A 17,986-nucleotide genomic window follows, 5' to 3' on the forward strand; every position below is an offset into this window, starting at 1 on the left:
CTACCGACCTTCCAGGGTGGGCCAGACCAGCGGCTTTGTCCGGACCAGCCGGACTCGTTGCCCGAGACCGGGCCGTCGAGCACAATCAGCGCCATGTCCACCGCAGCGGCTCCGGGCGTCGGCCGGCGCAAGCCGAGCAAGGGCGACCTGACCTCCCAGGCGATTCTCGCGCACGCGGAGCGCCTGCTGGCCGAGCACGACATCACCGAGATCACCATCGACGGCCTGACCGCCGGAGCCGGGATCTCCCGGTCGGCGTTCTACTTCCACTTCGAATCCCGCGAGGCCGTACTACGCCAACTGGCCGAAAAGGTCGTCGCCGAGTTGTTCGAGGCCGCCGCCGTCTGGCTGGACGGCCCGATCGGGGACCAGCCGACCGACCAGGTACGACGCGGCCTCGCCGCGACGGTGGCCGTCTGGCGCCGCCACGGACCCGTGCTGCGTGGCGCCGTCCGGGCCCGCGACATCGATCCGGAGATCCGGCGGTTCTGGGCCGAGACGGGCCGTCGACTATTGACCGCGGTCACGGCCCGGATCGAGGCCGAACGAGCCGCCGGTATCGCGCTCGACGGCCCACCGGCGAAGGCGCTCGCGACCGTACTGATCGCGATGAACGACGAGGTCTGCTTCCACCACTCGCGCGCCAAGCGGTCCGCGGCCGCCGATCGCGAGGTGGTCGACACCCTCGCGACGGTTTGGCTGCGGACGCTCTACGGCGGCTGAGGCTCAGCTCTCCAAGTGGTATCCGGCGAAGCGCGAACGTAGATCCTTCTTGGAGAACTTGCCGACGCTGGTCTTCGGCACCTCGTCGATGAACTCGACCGCGTCCGGCAGCCACCACTTCGCCACCAGCGGCTCCAGGTAGGCCAGGATCTCCTCACCAGTGGCCGATTCGCCTTCCTGCAGGACAACACAGGCCAGCGGACGCTCGTCCCACTTGGGATGCGGTACGCCGACAACGGCCGCTTCCTTGATCTTGGGATGAGCCATCAGCAGGTTCTCGAGTTCGACTGAGCTGATCCACTCGCCACCGGACTTGACCAGGTCCTTCGTCCGGTCGACCAGCCGGACCGAGCCGAACTGGTCCACGGCCGCGACGTCACCGGTTTTCATCCAGCCGTCGTCGGTGTTGAGTTGTACGCCTTCGTCCGGGCGGTAATACTCGGCGGCGATCCACGGCCCTCGGACCTGCAACTCGCCTGTCGCCTCGTCGTTCCAGGGCAACGGGTTCGTCGTACCAGGCTCGACGATGCGGATTTCCACGCCAGGCAAGGGCAAACCCTGTCGAGCGCGTAGACCGGCTTGTTCTTCCTCGGACAGGTCGGTGTACCTCGCGGGCACATGAGCGGCCGTAGCCACCGGACTCGTCTCGGTCATCCCCCATGCCTGAAGGATCGGCTTACCCAGCTTTTCGCGGAAAGCCTCCGACAACGCCTGCGGCACGGCCGAACCACCACAAGGGATTCGGCGAAGCTTGGGCAGTTCCGCGCCGTCCAGCAACGGCAACAGGCCTTGCCAGATAGTGGGCACTCCAGCCGTCAGGGTGACTTCTTCTTCCTGCAGGAGTTTGAGAATGCCCTGCGGGCTCATGTCGGGCCCAGGGAACACCAGGTTCGCCCCGGCCATCGGCGCCGCGTGGGCCAGTCCCCAAGCGTTGGCGTGGAACATCGGTACAACGGGCATCACCGTGTCCGTCTCGGTCAGCCCGATTCCGGCGTTCGTCAGTACGGCGATCGAGTGCAGCCAAGTGGACCGATGGGAGTAGACGACGCCCTTCGGATTACCGGTCGTGCCGCTGGTGTAGCACATGGCGGCGGCCTGGTTCTCGTCCTCGACCTGGAAGTCGACCGGTTCCGCGGCGGCCAGCAGTTCCTCGTAGTCGTGGAACCTCGGGTCGTCGGGAATCGCCACGGCGCTCGGCGCACCTGGCGGCAGATCGTCCATCACCACGACGTGCTGGACCGTCTCGAACCGCTCCAGCAGCGGCAGGAACAACCCGAGCAGCGAGCGATCGACGAAGATGACCTCGTCCTCGGCGTGGTTCGCGATGTAGGTGACCTGGTCCGGGAAGAGCCGGATGTTCAGCGTGTGCAGGACCCGGCCGGTACAGGGCGCGGCGAAGTACAGCTCGAGGTGGCGCGCGGAGTTCCACGCGAAGGTGCCGACACGGCCGTCCGCGCTGATGCCGAGCGTGTTCAGCACACCGCCCAGGCGTCTGGTCCGCGCGGCCCATTCGCCGTACGTCACGCGCTGTGGGGCCGGCCCGCCGGTGACGATCGTCTTGTCCGGATAGAGCTGCTCCGCCCGGTGAAAGATCGACTCGAGCGTGAGCGGGAAGTCCTGCATCAGACCCTTCATGGACACACTGTGCCAGGCCGGGCAAACCCTGACCACCATGTCCACAACTTGTGCACGAGTGGTCGTGTCTTGGCCCTTGGGCAGGTGCGGTCAGGTGATCGTCGGGATCAGCGGGGCAGGACGCGACCACTCGTGCACAAGGGCTGAGGGCAACTAGTGGAAGTGCTGACCGATCTTGCGGTGGCCGCGCAGCAGGTCGCGGGAGATGATCAGCCGCTGCATTTCGTCGGTGCCCTCGAAGATGCGCCACAGCCGGACCTCGCGGAACCAGCGCTCGACCGGCAGCTCCTTCGTGTACCCCATGCCGCCATGGATCTGCAGCACCCGGTCGGCGATCCGGTTGGCGGTGTTCGTGCCGTACAGCTTGGCGATCGCGGAGTCGTGCTGCGGATGACGACCCTGATCGACCACCCACGCGGCGTACAGCACCAGCCAGCGGGCCGCCTCCAGCTCGACCTCGGAATCGGCGATCATCCACTGGATGGCCTGGTTGTCCCCGATCGGCCGGCCGAACGTCTCCCGGCTGTTCGCGTGGTCGACCGCCAGCTGCAGCAGCCGTTCGCAGGCGCCGATGCCACGTGCCGGAATGATGTACCGGCCGCGCATGATCCAACGCATGGCCAGTTCGTAGCCCTGGCCGATCTCCCCGAGCACCCGATCGGCCGGCACCCGTACGTCGTCGAAGTTCAGCGTCGCCGGCGCGGCCGGGCCCATCGTGATGATCGGATCGGACGTCCAGCCCTGCTCCCGGTCCACCAGGAACGCGGTGAACCCGCCCTTCGAGCCGAGTTCGGGATCCGTGACGGCGATGACGATGGCGAAGTCGGCCTCATGCCCGCCGGTGATGAAGGTCTTCTCGCCCCGGATCACCCAGTCGGACCCGTCGCGCTTGGCGGTGGTCCGGATCGAGCGGGTGTCGGAACCGGCGCCCGGTTCGGTGATCGCGAAGCAGGATTTCCGCTCACCCGAGATCGTCGGCAGCAGGTACGCCGCGGCCTGCTCGTCGTTGCACTCGAAGAGAATGTTGTCGGCCTCGCCACCGAACGAGAACGGCAGGAACGACCGGCCCAGCTCCGCCGAGATCAACGCCTGATCGACGGCGGGCAAGGCCATGCCGCCGTACTCCTCGGGCGTGCCGAGACCCCAGAAGCCGAACGATTTCGCCTTCAGCTGCAGGTCCCGGATCACGCCTGGTTCGACACCGGGCCGGCCGGAGCGCTCCCGCCGCAGCACCTCGTTCTCCAGCGGCATCAGTTCACGGCGGACGAACTCGCGGGTGGTTTCGCGGATGGCGCGCTGTTCGTCGGTGAGGGAGAAGTCGACCATGGGCTGCGGTCCTCCTGGCATCGGTTTTCGACGAGGTGCCGGTTTTTCGACAGGGTGTCGATTCTGCCCGTGCGTCGGCACAACCGCCAGATCAACGGACGTGTTCAGCCGACCGGCCCGCTTCGGATCCGGCTGCTCGCGTTGCGGGCGCTCACCTCGGATGCGCCTGCTCGCGTTGCGGGCGCTCGCGTTGCGGCGGGATCGCTTCGGAGGCGGCTGGCTCAGGTGTTGGGTGGGTTGCCGATCAGTGGATGTGCGGGGGCTCGATCGGCGTACTGCGCTTGTGCGCGGTACGCCCGTGCCACTCGATGATCGTCGCGGCCACGTTGTCATCCACCGGCTTGCCCTCGAGGAAGTCGTCGATATCGTCGTAACTCAGCCCGAACACCTCTTCGTCCGGCAACCCCGGCGCATCCGATTCGAGATCGGCCGTCGGCACCTTGCCCACCAGTTCCGCGGGCGCACCGAGGGCCGCGCCGATCGCCCGTACGCGCCGCTTGTTCAACCCGGCGAGCGGAGTCAGGTCGCACGCGCCATCGCCGTACTTGGTGAAGAACCCCATCACCGCCTCGGCCGCGTGATCCGTCCCAACGACCAGACCACCCCGGGCCGCGCCAACGGCGTACTGCGCGATCATCCGCTGCCGGGCCTTCACGTTGCCGTGGTGGAAGTCCGCCTTGACCCCCGGGTCGGCCCCGGCCTTGGCGAGGGCGTCGCGCATCGCGTCGGACGCCGGCTTGATATCCACCGTGAGGGTCTCGTCGGGCTGGATGAACGCGAGCGCACGCTGAGCGTCCGCCTCATCATGCTGTACGCCGTACGGCAACCGAACCGCCACGAACGACGCCTCGCCACCATCCGCCCGGACCCGCTCCACGGCAAGCTGGCACAACCGCCCAGCCACGGCCGAGTCCACGCCCCCGCTGATCCCGAGCACGTAAGCCTTCGCGCCAGCACTGGCCAGCATCCCGGTGAGAAAGCTGATCCGGCGCTCGATCTCGCCGTCCAGGTCGAACCCGCTCGGCACCCCCAGCTCGGTCCTGATCAACTCCTGCCGGCTCCCGTACTCGCTCATCCGACTCCTCAACTAGATGGAACCCCAAGCCTAGGCGCCCCCACCCCCACTCACCCGCCCACCACCACAGCGTCGCCGGGCCCCGCCAACCAGCGCGTCGCCGGGCCCCACCGCCCAGCGGGCCGTCCGCGCCCACCACCTCGTACGCCGCACCGGGCGAACCTCGCCGGCCTCAACGTCTCCGCCCACCACATCGGGTCAAACTCACCGGGCGCTACATCCGCGCGGGCTCTAGGCCGCTCTGCGCACCGATCGGGCGCAAGTATCCGGACATAAGGATTCCCCGCGCACCCGGAAGAGCTCACTTACCCTTGCTGCCTTCCGGCCCTGGGGGAGTTGGGCGAGATACCGCCACGCGGGGAACCAGAGAAAAGCATACGCGATCCCCACTCGCCCTCAACCCAGGGTCCCCACCCCTGCCCCCAGGCCGAACCGGCTATGCCGGCCGGCCCGCGCCCCCGCAGCCGTCCCGCCACCCCTGGACCCTCGATTGGTCCCGCCCAGACCCTCGATTTCGACTCCGAGCCCGAACCGCGTATTCTCCTGCCTTGGAGGATTCGCCTAGTGGCCTAGGGCGCACGCTTGGAAAGCGTGTTGGGGGCAACCCCTCACGAGTTCGAATCTCGTATCCTCCGCCACTCTCCGAGCGGCCGACGACCAGTGTTTCCGCTGGTCACACGCACTATCCGGCCCTCTGAGGGAACGAAGTGGAAACGGCCCGGTCGCACCAGCGACCGGGCCGTTTCCCGTGCGCGGTCTCAATCCGGGTCTCATTTGGATGCTGCGCCTGGTGCTGACGCATTGAAGGGCGGTGACCGCGACAGCTCTCTGATTGACCGGCCGCACTCAATGGTCTTCGGCGACTTCCACGGCGCCCGGTCGCGCAGCTGGGGCGTGGGAGGTCGGTCAAGGGGAGTGCTCGCGCAGGGAGTGGAGGAGCTCTTCGCCGAATTGTCTTCCGTTTGGGAATTGGTCGCCGCGTTCCCAGCGCCAGGCGGCGATCATGGCGAGGACGAGTTGGCGGCAGTCGGCCAGTAGGGCTTGGTCGATGTTCGGGTAGTGGTCGCAGACCTCTTCGGGGGCGTGGGCGAGGTCGAACTCGATTGGTCCGCGGCAGCAGGTTTCCAGGTCGATGAACAGCGGGCCATCTTTCGTGCTGAGCACGTTGCCTGGGTGCGGCTCGCCGTGGAGCAGCTGTGCTGGGGCGTCGCGCTTCTCGATCGATCGGCGTAGGTCGGCCAGTCTGCTGCTGAGGAAGGTGCGGTCTGCCTCGGCGAGCTCCGGCGAGAGATCCGGGTTGGCGACGACGTCCTGCGCCTCCGTGATTCGGTCCATGAAGCTTGGGCTTGGTACGTCGATCTGGCGCATGCCGGCGTGCAGCCGCTCCAGCACCTCGGCGCACTCGCTTGGCGAGACGCTAGGTGTCACCGGTTTGTAGAACGTCCACAGCGTCACGGCGAAGCCATCGCGCGTGTAGACGAGCGGGTCCACCCGAGGCTCCAAGGCGCCTACCGGGGCTCCAACCTCGGCGAGCCGTTGCGCGAGTTCGATCTCGAACTGTGCAACCTCTTGCCCTACATAGGCGACGCGGGCGAAGACGTCGCACGGCGTCAGGCGCAGCGCCAGCTTGTTCGAGTTGTGCAGAACTATTGCGTCATCGGCTTGCAGATCGAGCGATGCGGCGATTGAAGTCGTAACAGCGATCGCACGCTTGATCTCGGATGTCTCCATGGTTTGGGCAGGCTACATCCGTGATCCTCCTCGATCCCTCTGGTTTTCGACTTGCCGCGTGAGGGGAAATCGCCTTGCCGGGATTGGTGGGGCGCCGTACGGTCGCGGGTAATGAATGAGACGACTGTGGAGGTGCCGTTGCCCGATCGGAAGCCGGCGAATGCTGCGGTGGCGCGGAGGTTGATTGCCGCGCAGTTCCCGCAGTGGGCCGGGCTTGAGGTTCGGTCGGTGAACTCGCAGGGGTGGGACAACCGTACGTTCCGCCTTGGCGACGAGATGCTGGTTCGGTTGCCGACGGCCAAGGAGTACGCGCTCGCGGTGGAGAAGGAGCACCGGTGGTTGCCGGTTCTCGCGCCCGCGGTGCCGTTCGAGATCCCTGTGCCGTTGGCCAAGGGCGTACCTGATGACGAATTCCGGCATCCTTGGTCGGTCTATCAATGGATTGAGGGCGAGCCCGCGGACGGTGCCGTTATCAACGATATGACGGCGTTCGCGCTCGACGTTGCGGACTTTCTCAAAGCGCTGCAGCGGATCGACCCGACGGATGGACCAGAACCGGGGCTGCATAACTGGCACCGCGGTGGACCGTTGGCGACTTACGACGGATGGGCGCGGAGTTCCCTCGAGACGCTCGATGGCCTGGTTCGGACCGACGCCGCCGAGGAGATCTGGGAACGGGCGTTGAAGGCTCCGTGGGATGAACGGCCGGTGTGGTTCCACGGTGATGTGGCCTCGGGCAACCTTTTGCTGAAGGACGGTTCGCTCGCGGCGGTCATCGACTTCGGTACGTGCGGCGTCGGCGATCCGGCCTGCGATCTGGCGATTGCCTGGACGATGTTGACCGGTACGAGCCGCGCCGCCTTCCGCGATCGCCTAGGCGTGGACGACGCCACCTGGCTCCGCGGACAGGGGTGGGCCCTCTGGAAGGCCCTGCTCGTTTGCGCGGGAGCCGTGAACGATGGCGAAGGCCTACCCGCGGAAGCGTCGTACGTCCTCGAAGAAATCCTCGCCGCCAACGAGCAGCCAGGCTGACCGATCGACGGCATCGCCCGGGCGGCAGGGAGCCCGGCGGCAACCGGGTCGGAGTGCAGCCGGGCTCGTGAACGCAGGGTGCGCCCGCACGAATCTAGGCAGGGATGGCGCGGCGCCAACCGTTACTGGCCATGGCTGACGTCACCTGTTCAGGGGCGGATGACCTCGATCTGGAACTCGTGGACCCAGTTGTCCGGGTTGTCCGGGTCGAAGGCGAGGCAGACCTCGCGGGCGTAGCCGACGCTGCGGTAGCCCCCGTCGTCGATCCAGCGGGCCAGCAGTTGCATGCTCTCGTCTGCCTGGTCCATCGAGCCTTGGTGGACGATGGTGGCCGCCGTCGAAAGCTCCGGCAGGTCGAGCACCTGGAGGTCGGCGCCGCCCTGCTCGGCCGCGCCGACGGTGACAGCGGCGTGGACGACGACCGCGTCGCCCTCGGCCTGCTCGTAGTAGGCGACCGGCGGCCCCGCCGGTTGCATCCCGGCGGCGTTGATCCGCTCCCAGACCTGCGCGTACAGGGGCTGGATGACCGGACCGATATCCACCCCGTCGTAGCTTGCGGCGGTGGCAGACAACTCGGCGACCCGGATCGCCGGTACCGACTTCAGGACGACGTCTTCGGTTGACATGTGACCCTCCTTCTCGATGATTCGGAGCCTCGCCTCGACGGCGTCCAGCCGCAGCGCGTCATCGGCCAGCCGCGCCTCGAGCTCTGCCCGGCGCAGACGCAGCATGCCGCGCAGTTCCTCCGGACCGATCTTGGCGTCGACGATGTCCTGGACCTGCCGCAGAGTGAAGCCCAGATCCTTGAGCGCGATGATCCGGTTGAGCCGCTTCAGCTGGTCGGCGCTGTAGTACCGGTAGCCGCTGGCGCTGTCGATGACAGCCGGCCGGAGCAACCCGAGCGCGTCATAGTGCCGCAGCATCCGCGCCGACACCCGGCCGAAGGCGGCGAAATCTCCGATGGTGAACATGGCTCCAGCGTGGGCCTTGACACGGCGTGAAGGTCAACTCCGGGGGATCAGGACAACGGGTTCCCGAGAATGGTGGGGAATTCGGGTGGTTAGCAGAAGGGTGGCGACCGCGGTTATGGAGAGCCAGAGGTAGGAGTCGCCGGCTAGGTGGGCTAGGAGGGACCACTGGAGTTCTTGGTCGCCGCCGCGTGGGGGCCACCAGATGGGGGCTAGGGCGAAGAGGGCGAACCAGGTGGCGGCTACGGCGTACATGGTGCGGCCTTGGAATTGCCGGGCCAGGGCTACGCCAAGCGGGATGATCCAGACCCAGTGGTGGCTCCAGGAGACTGGGGAGCAGAAGAGGCTGATCAGGCCGCAGACGGCTACGGCGCCGAGGTGTTCGCCGCGGATCCACAGGAGCCGGCAGGCCCAGAGGCCGGCTGCGACGGTTAGGGCGACGAGGATGAGCCAGTACGGGCCGCCGCCGTCCTGGTTGTTGGTGAAGCGGACGAGGAAGCCGTTCCAGGATTGGTTGCCGGAGTAGGCGAGGGCGCCGATGCGGCCGCTGTCGAGGAGGATCTCGGTCCAGTACTGCAAGGCGGTTCGCGGCGCCAGCAGGAATCCGAAGGCCACTGTGGCGACGAACGCGGCTGTCGCATTGAAGAGGGCTCGCCATTGCCGGGTCACCAGGAGCAGGCCGAAGAAGACCAGCGGGGTCAGCTTGATCCCGGCCGCGAGTCCGATCAGGATCCCGCGGCGGGATTTGCCGACGCGTAGTACGTCGTACAGGACGATCGCGCACAGGATGAGGTTGATCTGGCCGTAGGAGATGGTTTCGCGGACCGGGTCGAGCAGCATGGACGCCGCGACCACTGCCGTCAGGAGCGCGATGTGGGTCCGGCCGATGCAGAGCTTCCAGATGACGAAGAGCGCGACCAGCGAGAGGGCGATCGCGGCGCCGTACGAGACCGGCCAAGGTAAAAGGGCGGCCGGGACCATCACGAGCGCGCCGAAGATCGGATATGTGAACGGCATCGAGATATGCACCAACCGCGCCGTGTAAATCGTGCTGGGGTCATCGAGAAGCGCCGAGCCTCCGAGGCGATAGACCTTCAGGTCCGCGCCCGTGTGAAGCCAGACGAAAGGGAGAATCGCCGCCACCGCGACACAAACCGCCCCGAGCACCCACCACAGTTTGGCGGTTGGTTCTTTAGCCATCCAGCGAGTGTGACAAGAAGTGAGGTCACTACTGCGATTAGTAGTGCCTCTGGAGTGGCTGGCCATTCGGAAGGTGGGTTACCACCTGGGAATCCGAGGTGGTAACCCACCTCGTCGATGGCCAGCCACCCCCATGCCGAGGATGCCGCGCGGCGGTTGCGGAGCCGTGCTCGCTGGTTTCACATGAGCACTGCTAGTGCCCTGAGTCGGAAGTTCGTGCTTCAGACTCAGGACACTAGGCGGGTTGGAGGAGAGGGATTAGTTGGGATTCTTCGTAGCTGAGGTGGGCTTCCAGGGCGTCGGCCAGGCGGTTGACTTCGGCGCGTACGGCGGCCAGGTCGGCGGTGGGGGTGGAGATGACCGTTTGCAGGTCTTCGATGAGTACGGCGATCTGGTCGTGCTCGGCCGAGAGGCGTTCGATGGTGGGAGCCAGTTCCGGGTACTGGTTGGCCAGCGCCGGGAACATGCCGAGGTCTTCGCCGGTGTGGTGGTTGTGGAGGCCCTTGCACAGGGTCAGGCAGTTGATCCGCAGCTGCGCGCCCAGTCCCGGACCGGACTCGGCCACCTCCTTGCGGATCAGGCCGATCTCCCGGCGGAAGGCGTTGTGGATCAGTCGGAGGGCCTCGGCGAACGACGAGGCGTTGGGCGGGCCGCTCGCCACCTCGGTGAGCGCGACGACCGGCAGGGTGCGCGCGGCCTTGGTCTCGTACTCGGCCCAGGCCGGATCGGCCTCGACGGCGCGGGCGAAGGCCTCGTCGCGGTCGGCGCCTTGCAGTACGACGGCCTCGGCCTCGTACGTGAAGACGCCGTCTTCGACCGTCACGACGGGATTGGCCAGCACGTTATAGTACCAGGCGGGGTGTTTCGGGGAGCCGCCGGCCGAGCCGATCACGATGATGCGTTCGCCACCATCGGGCAGGAAACCCAGCGGCGTGGTGTGCCGTACGCCGGTCTGGGCGCCGGTGGTGGTGAGCAGGATGAGGCGGGCGCCTTCGAAATAGCCGCCGACGCGGCCGTTGTTCGCCCGGAATTCCTCAATGACCTGCGCGTTGAAATCTAGTGGCATTCTCTGCTTTCTGTTCGGGAAAAGGGCATGACGAATCACCCGCCTCAACAATGAGCGGGAGGCCTTGCTGCGTTGAGGAATCAGCGCACGCAAAGGAAGAAAGAGAAAGAAAGAGAAGAATGGGTGGGCCGCGAGCCCACCGGGCGATCAAGCCGTCGCCGGGTAACCAATTCGCTGATGGCCAAAGGCCGACCCGGCAGTCATAACAAGAACCCTAAACCCGAAAAGCCACCCGCGCAACACACCTCCGGCATCAACGAACAGGGTGGGGTCATACGCCGTACGACCTGCCGCACCGATACGCCCCACGTCCCGCGAGTGGACGCGTGCATACGCGTCCACTCGCGGAAAAGCCTTCGGCCACCACCCCCGCCGCGCGGCGTCCGCTGGGCCTGGCTACCGAGTTCCAGCGCGGCTACCGGCTTCCCGCGAGCCCGCTACCGAGTTTTGTACCGGCTACCCGGCTGCAACCGGGCAGCCGCACCACAACCCGGCAACCCCACCGAACACCGACACAACCACTCCCAAGACAGCCCAAACGAACCACAGCAACACCGAGTCCACGGCCACCCACCCACATTTTCAGCCCGGAACAGGCCGCACGCCAAAGCAGTGCATCACTCGCGGCGTGCATACGCGTCCACTCGCGGGAAGCTACAGGTGACGACTCGCGAGTAGGGCGCACGATCGCCGTCGTCCGTCCGTGGTGCCCGACCGCCGGTCGGACTCCGTCGGAGCCTTCCCCTAGGCACCCCCACCCACCCCCAGGGCTGGGAATGAGGGGTTGACCCTCATGCCGTGGGGGTGCCACCCCAGCCAGAGTTGAGGCATCGAGACGGGCCGGACGGAAAGGCCCGACGCACACTCTGGGGGTTCAGGGATATGAAGCGCTACACAGGCCTCGCGTTGGCACTGGGAATCGCGGCCGGCGGCATCGCCGTACCGGCCCAAGCCGCCACCACGAATCTGCCGCTGGGCACGCCCTGCTCGGAGGTTCGGGACACGGTCGGCACGCAGTTCAACGTGAAGCTTTGCGACGTCACCGACGTCGACCAGTTCCGTACCCACCTCGCGGCGAGCGGCAACAGCCACTGCGGCCCGTCCAGCCTCTACAACGCCATGTACTACCTCGCCGAGCACCGGGGCCTGCCAGCCCGGGTCACGCCGAACGGCCAGCGCATGGACGAGTACGACCCGGCCAAGCCGGCGGACTACGACGCGGCGACGGCCTGGATCGGCTGGCTCGGCTACAAGGCGGGCATGGGCCCGAACGGCGGTGGTTCCAGCGCCGCCGAGAACCGCGAGGCCTTCGCCGCAGCGACGGTCGGCGCGAAGGAGGCCGGATGGACGGTCAACAGTGCGGGGGTCGGTACCAACAACACGCCGGAGTTCGGCCTCGAGCTCGCCAAGCGGCTCAAGCACGCTCCCGTCCAGCTTTGGTACGGGCGCTACAGCTACGACTCGAGCGACCTCACCCACACGCGGACCGGTGGACACGCTGTCACCGTCGTCGCGGCCAAGGGTGACGTCGGCTCCGGCAAGGTCGAACTGACGCTGCACGACCCGGCCCGGTCCGACGACCACAAGACGGCCGGATACCTCGACAGCCAGTCGTCGGTGCGCGAAGAGAAGGTCACGCTCTACCGGACGTCGATCCGCGTCAAGGTCGTGCCCGAGCAGGGCGAGCCGTACAACGTCATCCGCACCTACTGGCGGCTGATCGGCCCGGAGTACCCGGGTCCGAGCCTGGCCTACGTCGAGGCCTTCAACTACTTCGAAGCAGCTCCGCCCGTCGGCTGAGCCCGCACCAAACCAAACGCAAGCAAAAGCAAACCACTTACCTTGGGGGTACCAGTCATGAACCGCACCGTCTTCCGATCAGCCGTCACCACGCTCGTCATCTCCGGATTCGCCGCCGCCACCTTGGCCCCGACCGTCGCCCACGCCGATCTGCCGATTGGACCGGCCTGTGCCGAGGTCCGCGACACCATCGGCTCGCACTTCGAGGTCCGGCTGTGCGGTGTCACCGACGTCGACCAGTTCCGCACCAACCTGGCCAAGAACGGCAGCACCCACTGCGGCCCGGCCAGCCTGTACAACGTGCTCTACTACCTCGGCGAGAGGAAGGGCCTGCCGGCCCGGATCCTGCCGAACGGGCAGAACCTGACCGAGTACAACCCGAAGACGCCGGCGCACTACCCGATGGTGACCGCGTGGATCGGCTGGCTCGGCTCGAAGGCCGGCATGGGCGCCAACCCGACCGGTTCGAGCGCTGGGGAGAACCGGGCCGCCTTCGACGCGGCGACCGAAACGGCGAAGGCCAACGGCTGGTTCGTGGATCGCGGCCAGATCAACTCCCACGACAACCCGGAGTTCGGGCTGGAGATCGCGAAGAAGACGGCCCATGCTCCGGTGCAGATCTGGTACGGCCGATACAACGCCAACGGCGACCGCACCTACACCCGGGATGGTGGTCACATCACCACGGTCGTCTCGGCCAAGGGTGATCTCGGCACCGGAGTGGTCGAGCTGACGCTGGCCGACCCGGGCCGCGCCGCGGACCACAAGACCGACGGCTACCTCGACACCCAGTCGGACTACCGCTACGAGACCGTGAAGCTGACCCGCCAGCTGGTGAACGTGAAGGTCGTCCCCGAGGAAGGCGAGCCGTACGTCGTCCAGCGCACCTACTGGAAGCTGACCGGCGACAACTACGTCGGCACCACCACGCAGTTCGTGGAGGGCTTCAACTGGTTCGCCGCGGCCCCGCCGGTCGGCTGAGCCAGACAGAACTCCGGGGGGAGGGAGATCGAGGGGCGGCCCACAACGGGCCGCCCCTCGGTCACGTACACGAACCGGTTGCTCAGGTCATAGCCCGGGCCAGCTCCCGCCGCCCGGTAATGCCGAGTTTCACGTAGATCCGGCCTAGGTGGTTCTCCACCGTCTTGGGCGATACGAACAGCTCCTGCGCGATATCCCGGTTGGTACGCCCACTGAGTGCCAGCCCCGCTACCCGGCGTTCACTCGCCGTGAGCGAGTCCTGGCCCGACGAGGTGAGCGTGCGCGGCCTGTCCCCCAACGCCTCCAGAGCCTCGGCAGCCCGCTGACGCTGTACCGGCGAACCACACTTGGCCGCTAGTTCGCCGCCACGCAGCAACGGCTCCCGCGCTTCCGTACGGCGGTTCGCAACGCGGTAGGCCTCGCCGAGATCGACCAGAGCCTTCGCGAGTTCGAGCTGGGACGGGGACCGCTCGAGCATGGCGATCGCCTCGGTCAGGGTGTCGATCCGGCTGCCGCTCTCGCCCACCTTCGCCACGAGCCGCAGCGCCGTACCGAGATCGGCGGAACCACCCCACTGCTGTGCGAGCGCCAGGTGATCGGCGGCCAGCGCGCGGGCCGTCGTCTCGTCGCCGAAGCGCAGCAGCGCCAACGCGGCCGGCGCTCGCCACGGTACGGCGGGTGCGTCCATCTGGGCCGCGGCCATCTCGTCACGCAGCCGGTACGCGTGCATCAGCGCGAGATCCGGATCGTCCTGGTCCAGCGCCAACCGGGCCCTTGCCTCGTGCAACCACAACATCGCGATCACCGGCGGCGCACCGGCGCATTGCTCGTCGAAGCTGTTCAGCAACGCCGCCGCGCCGGCGAGATCCCCTCGCTCCAGTGCGGCGTACACCCCGAAGTGCACGGCGGTGGCCCGCAAGGCGACCACCTGCGGCGTGAGTTCCTCCGGCGCGACCGCGGCCAGTACACCGTCCGAGTCGGCCTCGACCGCGGTCAGATCACCGCATCGCCAGGCCAGGAAATCGTTGACGTTGGCAACCATCGCGAACTCGATCGGCGAACCGTGGCGGCGAACCCAGGCCTGCGCCTGCGCGATCTCCTCGCGGGCCAGATCGATACCGTCGGCCGCGATCAGCGACATCATCGCGAGCAGCCAGCTCACCAGCGTGTCGGCGCTACCCGCGGAATCCTTGAACAGCGCGCCATGCCGCAATGCGCGCTCGGCGGTGTTCGCGACCTCCAGATGCGGACTCACCTCGTACCGCCCGGACTGCGCGAGCAGCGCGAGCAAGGTCCTCGCGTGCGGCGTATTGCCGGGCAGATCCTTGAAGCGATGCAGGTGCACCGAGGCGATCCGCCGTTCGCCGGGCAGGAACGACCGGGTCACGCCAAGCCGTGCTTCCAAGGTCAGCCGCGCCGGGTCGTACGGATCACCCGGCCACCCGTCGAGCCAGCCCTGCAATTCCGCGATCGCCGTCAGTGCGCCGTCCACCGCCGCCGTCGCGGAGGCCACCGCGCCGAGAAGTTCGGCTCGCTGCTGTACGTCGTCCGTGGCCTCGGCTGCGGCGCGGAAGTGCTCCCGGGCGGCTCGCGCATCACCCGCGCGCATCAGCGTGAGGCCCAGATCGCGTTGCAGGGAAGCGTTTTCGGGATCGGCCTCAAGCGCACGGGCCAGGTATTTCGAGGCCGTAGCGGTATCCCCCGCCGCCAACGACCTGGTCGCCGCCTCCTGGAAGACGGTCGCGGCCTCGGGCAATACGCCGTTCGGGGCGAGCGCGAGATGAGCCGCGATCCGGTCGGCCTGCGCGCGTTCGGCGTACAGGGCGACGGCGGCTTTGCCGTGCAGCGCGGCACACTCGAAGGCGCCGAGCGTGGACAGCATCGCCTCGTGAATCACCGGATGCAGGAAGTTCAGTTGGCCCGAATCCGCCTCGACGACGTTCGCCGCGACAAGGGCTTCGACCGCCGCGCCGAGTTGTTCAGCCTCGAGCCCGGCGACGTTCCCGGCGAGCCAGGGATCCGTACGCGTGCCCAGTACGGCGACCGCCCCGGCCAGGCGCAACGCGTCCGGGGTGAGCCGCCCGAGCATGGCGCGCGAGACCGTACTCGGGCCGAGACCGGTGACGGCCTTCGCGGTTTCCGGATCGTCCACCGGCCGGTCCATGGCGATCAGTTCGTCGTACAAAGCCTCGGCCAGGAAGGGGTTTCCGCCACTCGCGGCGTGCACGGCGTCGACCACCTTCGCGGCAGGTTTCGTGCCACGCAAAGTGCTCATCTCGGCCACGGCCCGGCGCGTCAGCGGACGCGGCAACAACCGCTCGACGTGACGCGACACCGTCAGCTCCGCGAGCGGGCCGAACCGGTCCGGCGGCGGCCGGGTCGCGACCACCAGGGCGATCGGGAGATCACTCACGCGGCGCGACAAGTACGAGAGGAAGCGCTGTGACGGCAGGTCCGACCACTGCGCGTCGTCCACCGTGACCAGCAACGGCCGCGGCGAGGCGAGATCCACCGCCACCCACCACAAGGCGTGCAACGTCCGGGCGACCTCGGCGTCCCCGGCGTCGGGACGGGCGTTCGCCAGTGCCTCCAGCGCGCGACCGGTCGGCCCGGCGATGATCGCCTCGCGAGTGGCGCCGGAGTAGCGCGAGATGGACCGCTCGACCATCTGGCGTACGACGCCCCAGGCCATCGCGCTCTCCAGCTCGTCGCCGACGGCCTGCATCCGGACGAACCCGCGCTGCTTCGCCATCGCCCGGGTCTCGCGCACGAGGTGGGTCTTGCCGATACCGGCCTGCCCCTCGATGACCACGACCTGCCCGTTGCCGGCCGCCGCCGCGTCGAGCGCGGCGGCGATGCGATTCAGCTCGTCCGGGCGTTCCAGGGTCGTGTCCACGGGCTCATCCTGCGGCACGGGTGAGCCGGTCGGGGTCATCGCGCAGCGGCCGGCCGTGCCCGAAGAGCACCAGCCGCGGGCGGAGCGCGGCCAGCCGGCGCATGGACTCGCGGTTGCGTTCCATGTCCGCGGTGGTGATCGCCCATGGCCCGCTGACCTTCGGCAGCCGGTAGAACACGTCGCCGCAGATCAGGGTCCGGTCCTTCTCGCGCCACAACGCGATGTGCCCGGGTGAGTGACCCGGTACGTCGAGCACGGTGAAACTGCCGACCTCGTCACCCTCGCGAAGCGCCCGGGCGACCGGATGCGGTGGCGGCATCTTCATCTTCGACATCAGCGCGGGAATCCGGCCCGGGCCGGTCACGGGTGTCGCCGTCTCGATCGCCTCGACGTCACCGGCGCCGGCCCATAGCGGAAGGTCCAGCGCTTCGCAGACGGCGTGACTCGAGCCGAAGTGGTCCGGGTGTGCGTGGGTGACGAGATGAGCGTTGACCTCGGCGCCCTTCAACTGCCGCAGCAGGCGGCGCGACGCGGCCGGCGTACAGGCGTCCACGAGCACGCCGTCGACCAGATAAGCATTAAAAAGGTGCGGCGGAACGCCCACGAGCTGCTGAATTCCCTCCCCAAGGTGCCGCACGCCGCGAATCATATACACCCGCAGAGCCGAGCGGGAGATTCCTTCCCGGCCACGAGACGCCCCGTCACTTTCTCGCCACCTCGACGCGGGGGCGGAAAGCCTAGCTTGGTGAGCCCACTGGACGTTTTCCGGCCGCGAGAACGTCCAGTGGACTCACCAAGACGCCTCATCGGTGCGGACGCGGCCGCTCGTGAAAGGGGTGCGTCAGCGGAGGGGCGATCTGCCCCGGAATGCCCCGGGTTGCCCGGCGAAATGGCCTCCCCGGACGGCCGTACAGAGCCGAGGGTTGGGTTTGTCGATTGCCGATTTCTGGGGAATTGCTGATGAAGCCCATCGCGCTCGGATATGTCCGTACCAACCCGCTCACCACCCGCGGCGAGATCACCGCCGCCAAAGAACACCTCGCGGCGTACGCCGTCAAGGAAGACCTCACGCTCGACCGGGTCTACGTCGACCGCCCGGAGAGTCAGCCCGAGGCGTACCACGCCCTGATCGAGGCCCTGCAACGCCGCGGCATCCGCCTGGTCCTCGTCCCCAGCCTCGCCCACCTGGGCGGCCACGGCTCCCCCCTCAAAACCCACCTGGAGCACTACACCCACGCCCGAATCCTCATCACCCAAACCGCCTGAGCGCCCGTGCGGACTGGAATGGGCGGTGTGGCGGGGTTTCGGGGAGGTGGGATGGCGCGGGCCGGGTACCAGGGGGTTGACGGGGAACGACCGTTGGGCGGGGAAAGAGTGCCGGTGGGCGAGAAAAGTGGGCGGGTTGCATGGTTTACGTGTCAGGTTCCGCCACACTCGGAAGTGAACCGACAAGGCATCCGGTGACGCTTGCGGCAATGGCAGGAGGCGGTTCGGATTAGCGGGGACGAGGTGGCTCGGCGGGCGGCGGAACATCGTCGCCGGCTGGTGGCTGC

14 protein-coding genes, 1 tRNA gene and 1 other RNA gene are annotated in these 17,986 nt (G+C 67.6%); 6 read left to right on the forward strand and 10 right to left on the reverse strand.

What is annotated here, in order from left to right:
• Positions 1 to 93 precede the first annotated feature (93 nt).
• Positions 94 to 723, forward strand: a complete 630-nt coding sequence (locus tag ACFFGN_RS09280; RefSeq protein WP_380045312.1) for a TetR/AcrR family transcriptional regulator — start codon at positions 94 to 96, stop codon at positions 721 to 723.
• A gap of 3 nt (positions 724 to 726) precedes the next feature.
• Here the strand turns inward: ACFFGN_RS09280 and ACFFGN_RS09285 are convergent, their stop codons facing one another.
• From ACFFGN_RS09285 to ffs, 4 genes are all read right to left on the reverse strand, one after another.
• A complete protein-coding gene (locus ACFFGN_RS09285) occupies positions 727 to 2,358 on the reverse strand; it encodes a long-chain fatty acid--CoA ligase (RefSeq protein WP_380045315.1) in 1,632 nt (543 codons plus the stop codon).
• A 153-nt stretch (positions 2,359 to 2,511) separates the two neighbouring features.
• Positions 2,512 to 3,684, reverse strand: a complete 1,173-nt coding sequence (locus tag ACFFGN_RS09290; protein ID WP_380045318.1) for an acyl-CoA dehydrogenase family protein — start codon at positions 3,682 to 3,684, stop codon at positions 2,512 to 2,514.
• A 244-nt stretch (positions 3,685 to 3,928) separates the two neighbouring features.
• On the reverse strand, positions 3,929 to 4,759 hold the full coding sequence (gene nadE / locus ACFFGN_RS09295) for an NAD(+) synthase (protein ID WP_380045320.1): 831 nt from the start codon (positions 4,757 to 4,759) through the stop codon (positions 3,929 to 3,931).
• A gap of 271 nt (positions 4,760 to 5,030) precedes the next feature.
• An RNA gene (ffs, locus tag ACFFGN_RS09300) (signal recognition particle sRNA small type) lies at positions 5,031 to 5,127 on the reverse strand.
• Positions 5,128 to 5,309: 182 nt separating this feature from the next.
• On the opposite strand from ffs, the gene ACFFGN_RS09305 reads away from it, so the two are divergent.
• A tRNA-Ser gene (locus tag ACFFGN_RS09305) sits at positions 5,310 to 5,397 on the forward strand.
• A gap of 268 nt (positions 5,398 to 5,665) precedes the next feature.
• Here ACFFGN_RS09305 and ACFFGN_RS09310 read toward each other — a convergent pair.
• A complete protein-coding gene (locus ACFFGN_RS09310) occupies positions 5,666 to 6,490 on the reverse strand; it encodes a phosphotransferase enzyme family protein (RefSeq protein ID WP_380045323.1) in 825 nt (274 codons plus the stop codon).
• A gap of 111 nt (positions 6,491 to 6,601) precedes the next feature.
• On the opposite strand from ACFFGN_RS09310, the gene ACFFGN_RS09315 reads away from it, so the two are divergent.
• Complete coding sequence (locus tag ACFFGN_RS09315) at positions 6,602 to 7,522, forward strand: aminoglycoside phosphotransferase family protein (protein WP_380045326.1); 921 nt, start codon at positions 6,602 to 6,604, stop codon at positions 7,520 to 7,522.
• A gap of 149 nt (positions 7,523 to 7,671) precedes the next feature.
• Here ACFFGN_RS09315 and ACFFGN_RS09320 read toward each other — a convergent pair whose 3' ends face one another.
• From ACFFGN_RS09320 to ACFFGN_RS09330, 3 genes are all read right to left on the reverse strand, one after another.
• The gene (locus tag ACFFGN_RS09320; RefSeq protein ID WP_380045329.1) at positions 7,672 to 8,493 is read right to left on the reverse strand and encodes a MerR family transcriptional regulator; all 822 of its coding nucleotides are present in this window, start codon (positions 8,491 to 8,493) and stop codon (positions 7,672 to 7,674) included.
• Positions 8,494 to 8,526: 33 nt separating this feature from the next.
• On the reverse strand, positions 8,527 to 9,690 hold the full coding sequence (locus tag ACFFGN_RS09325) for a glycosyltransferase 87 family protein (RefSeq protein ID WP_380045332.1): 1,164 nt from the start codon (positions 9,688 to 9,690) through the stop codon (positions 8,527 to 8,529).
• A gap of 235 nt (positions 9,691 to 9,925) precedes the next feature.
• The gene (locus ACFFGN_RS09330) at positions 9,926 to 10,756 is read right to left on the reverse strand and encodes a nitroreductase/quinone reductase family protein (protein WP_380045335.1); all 831 of its coding nucleotides are present in this window, start codon (positions 10,754 to 10,756) and stop codon (positions 9,926 to 9,928) included.
• Positions 10,757 to 11,638: 882 nt separating this feature from the next.
• On the opposite strand from ACFFGN_RS09330, the gene ACFFGN_RS09335 reads away from it, so the two are divergent.
• Together ACFFGN_RS09335 and ACFFGN_RS09340 are read left to right on the forward strand one after the other, a co-directional pair.
• Positions 11,639 to 12,556, forward strand: coding sequence for a hypothetical protein (locus tag ACFFGN_RS09335; RefSeq protein ID WP_380045338.1), 918 nt, complete (start codon positions 11,639 to 11,641; stop codon positions 12,554 to 12,556).
• A gap of 57 nt (positions 12,557 to 12,613) precedes the next feature.
• Positions 12,614 to 13,537 carry a hypothetical protein gene (locus tag ACFFGN_RS09340; RefSeq protein ID WP_380045341.1) on the forward strand — a complete coding sequence of 308 codons (924 nt, stop codon included), beginning with the start codon at positions 12,614 to 12,616 and terminating at the stop codon, positions 13,535 to 13,537.
• 82 nt (positions 13,538 to 13,619) lie between these two features.
• Here ACFFGN_RS09340 and ACFFGN_RS09345 read toward each other — a convergent pair whose 3' ends face one another.
• Together ACFFGN_RS09345 and ACFFGN_RS09350 are read right to left on the reverse strand one after the other, a co-directional pair.
• On the reverse strand, positions 13,620 to 16,433 hold the full coding sequence (locus ACFFGN_RS09345; RefSeq protein WP_380045343.1) for an ATP-binding protein: 2,814 nt from the start codon (positions 16,431 to 16,433) through the stop codon (positions 13,620 to 13,622).
• 4 nt (positions 16,434 to 16,437) lie between these two features.
• Complete coding sequence (locus ACFFGN_RS09350) at positions 16,438 to 17,070, reverse strand: MBL fold metallo-hydrolase (RefSeq protein ID WP_380045346.1); 633 nt, start codon at positions 17,068 to 17,070, stop codon at positions 16,438 to 16,440.
• Between the two features lie 323 nt (positions 17,071 to 17,393).
• Here ACFFGN_RS09350 and ACFFGN_RS09355 point away from each other — a divergent pair, with 323 nt between their 5' ends.
• Positions 17,394 to 17,699 carry a recombinase family protein gene (locus tag ACFFGN_RS09355; RefSeq protein WP_380045349.1) on the forward strand — a complete coding sequence of 102 codons (306 nt, stop codon included), beginning with the start codon at positions 17,394 to 17,396 and terminating at the stop codon, positions 17,697 to 17,699.
• Positions 17,700 to 17,986: the final 287 nt, after the last annotated feature.

This window comes from Kribbella deserti (genome assembly GCF_042434725.1).
Lineage (GTDB): Bacteria > Actinomycetota > Actinomycetes > Propionibacteriales > Kribbellaceae > Kribbella > Kribbella deserti.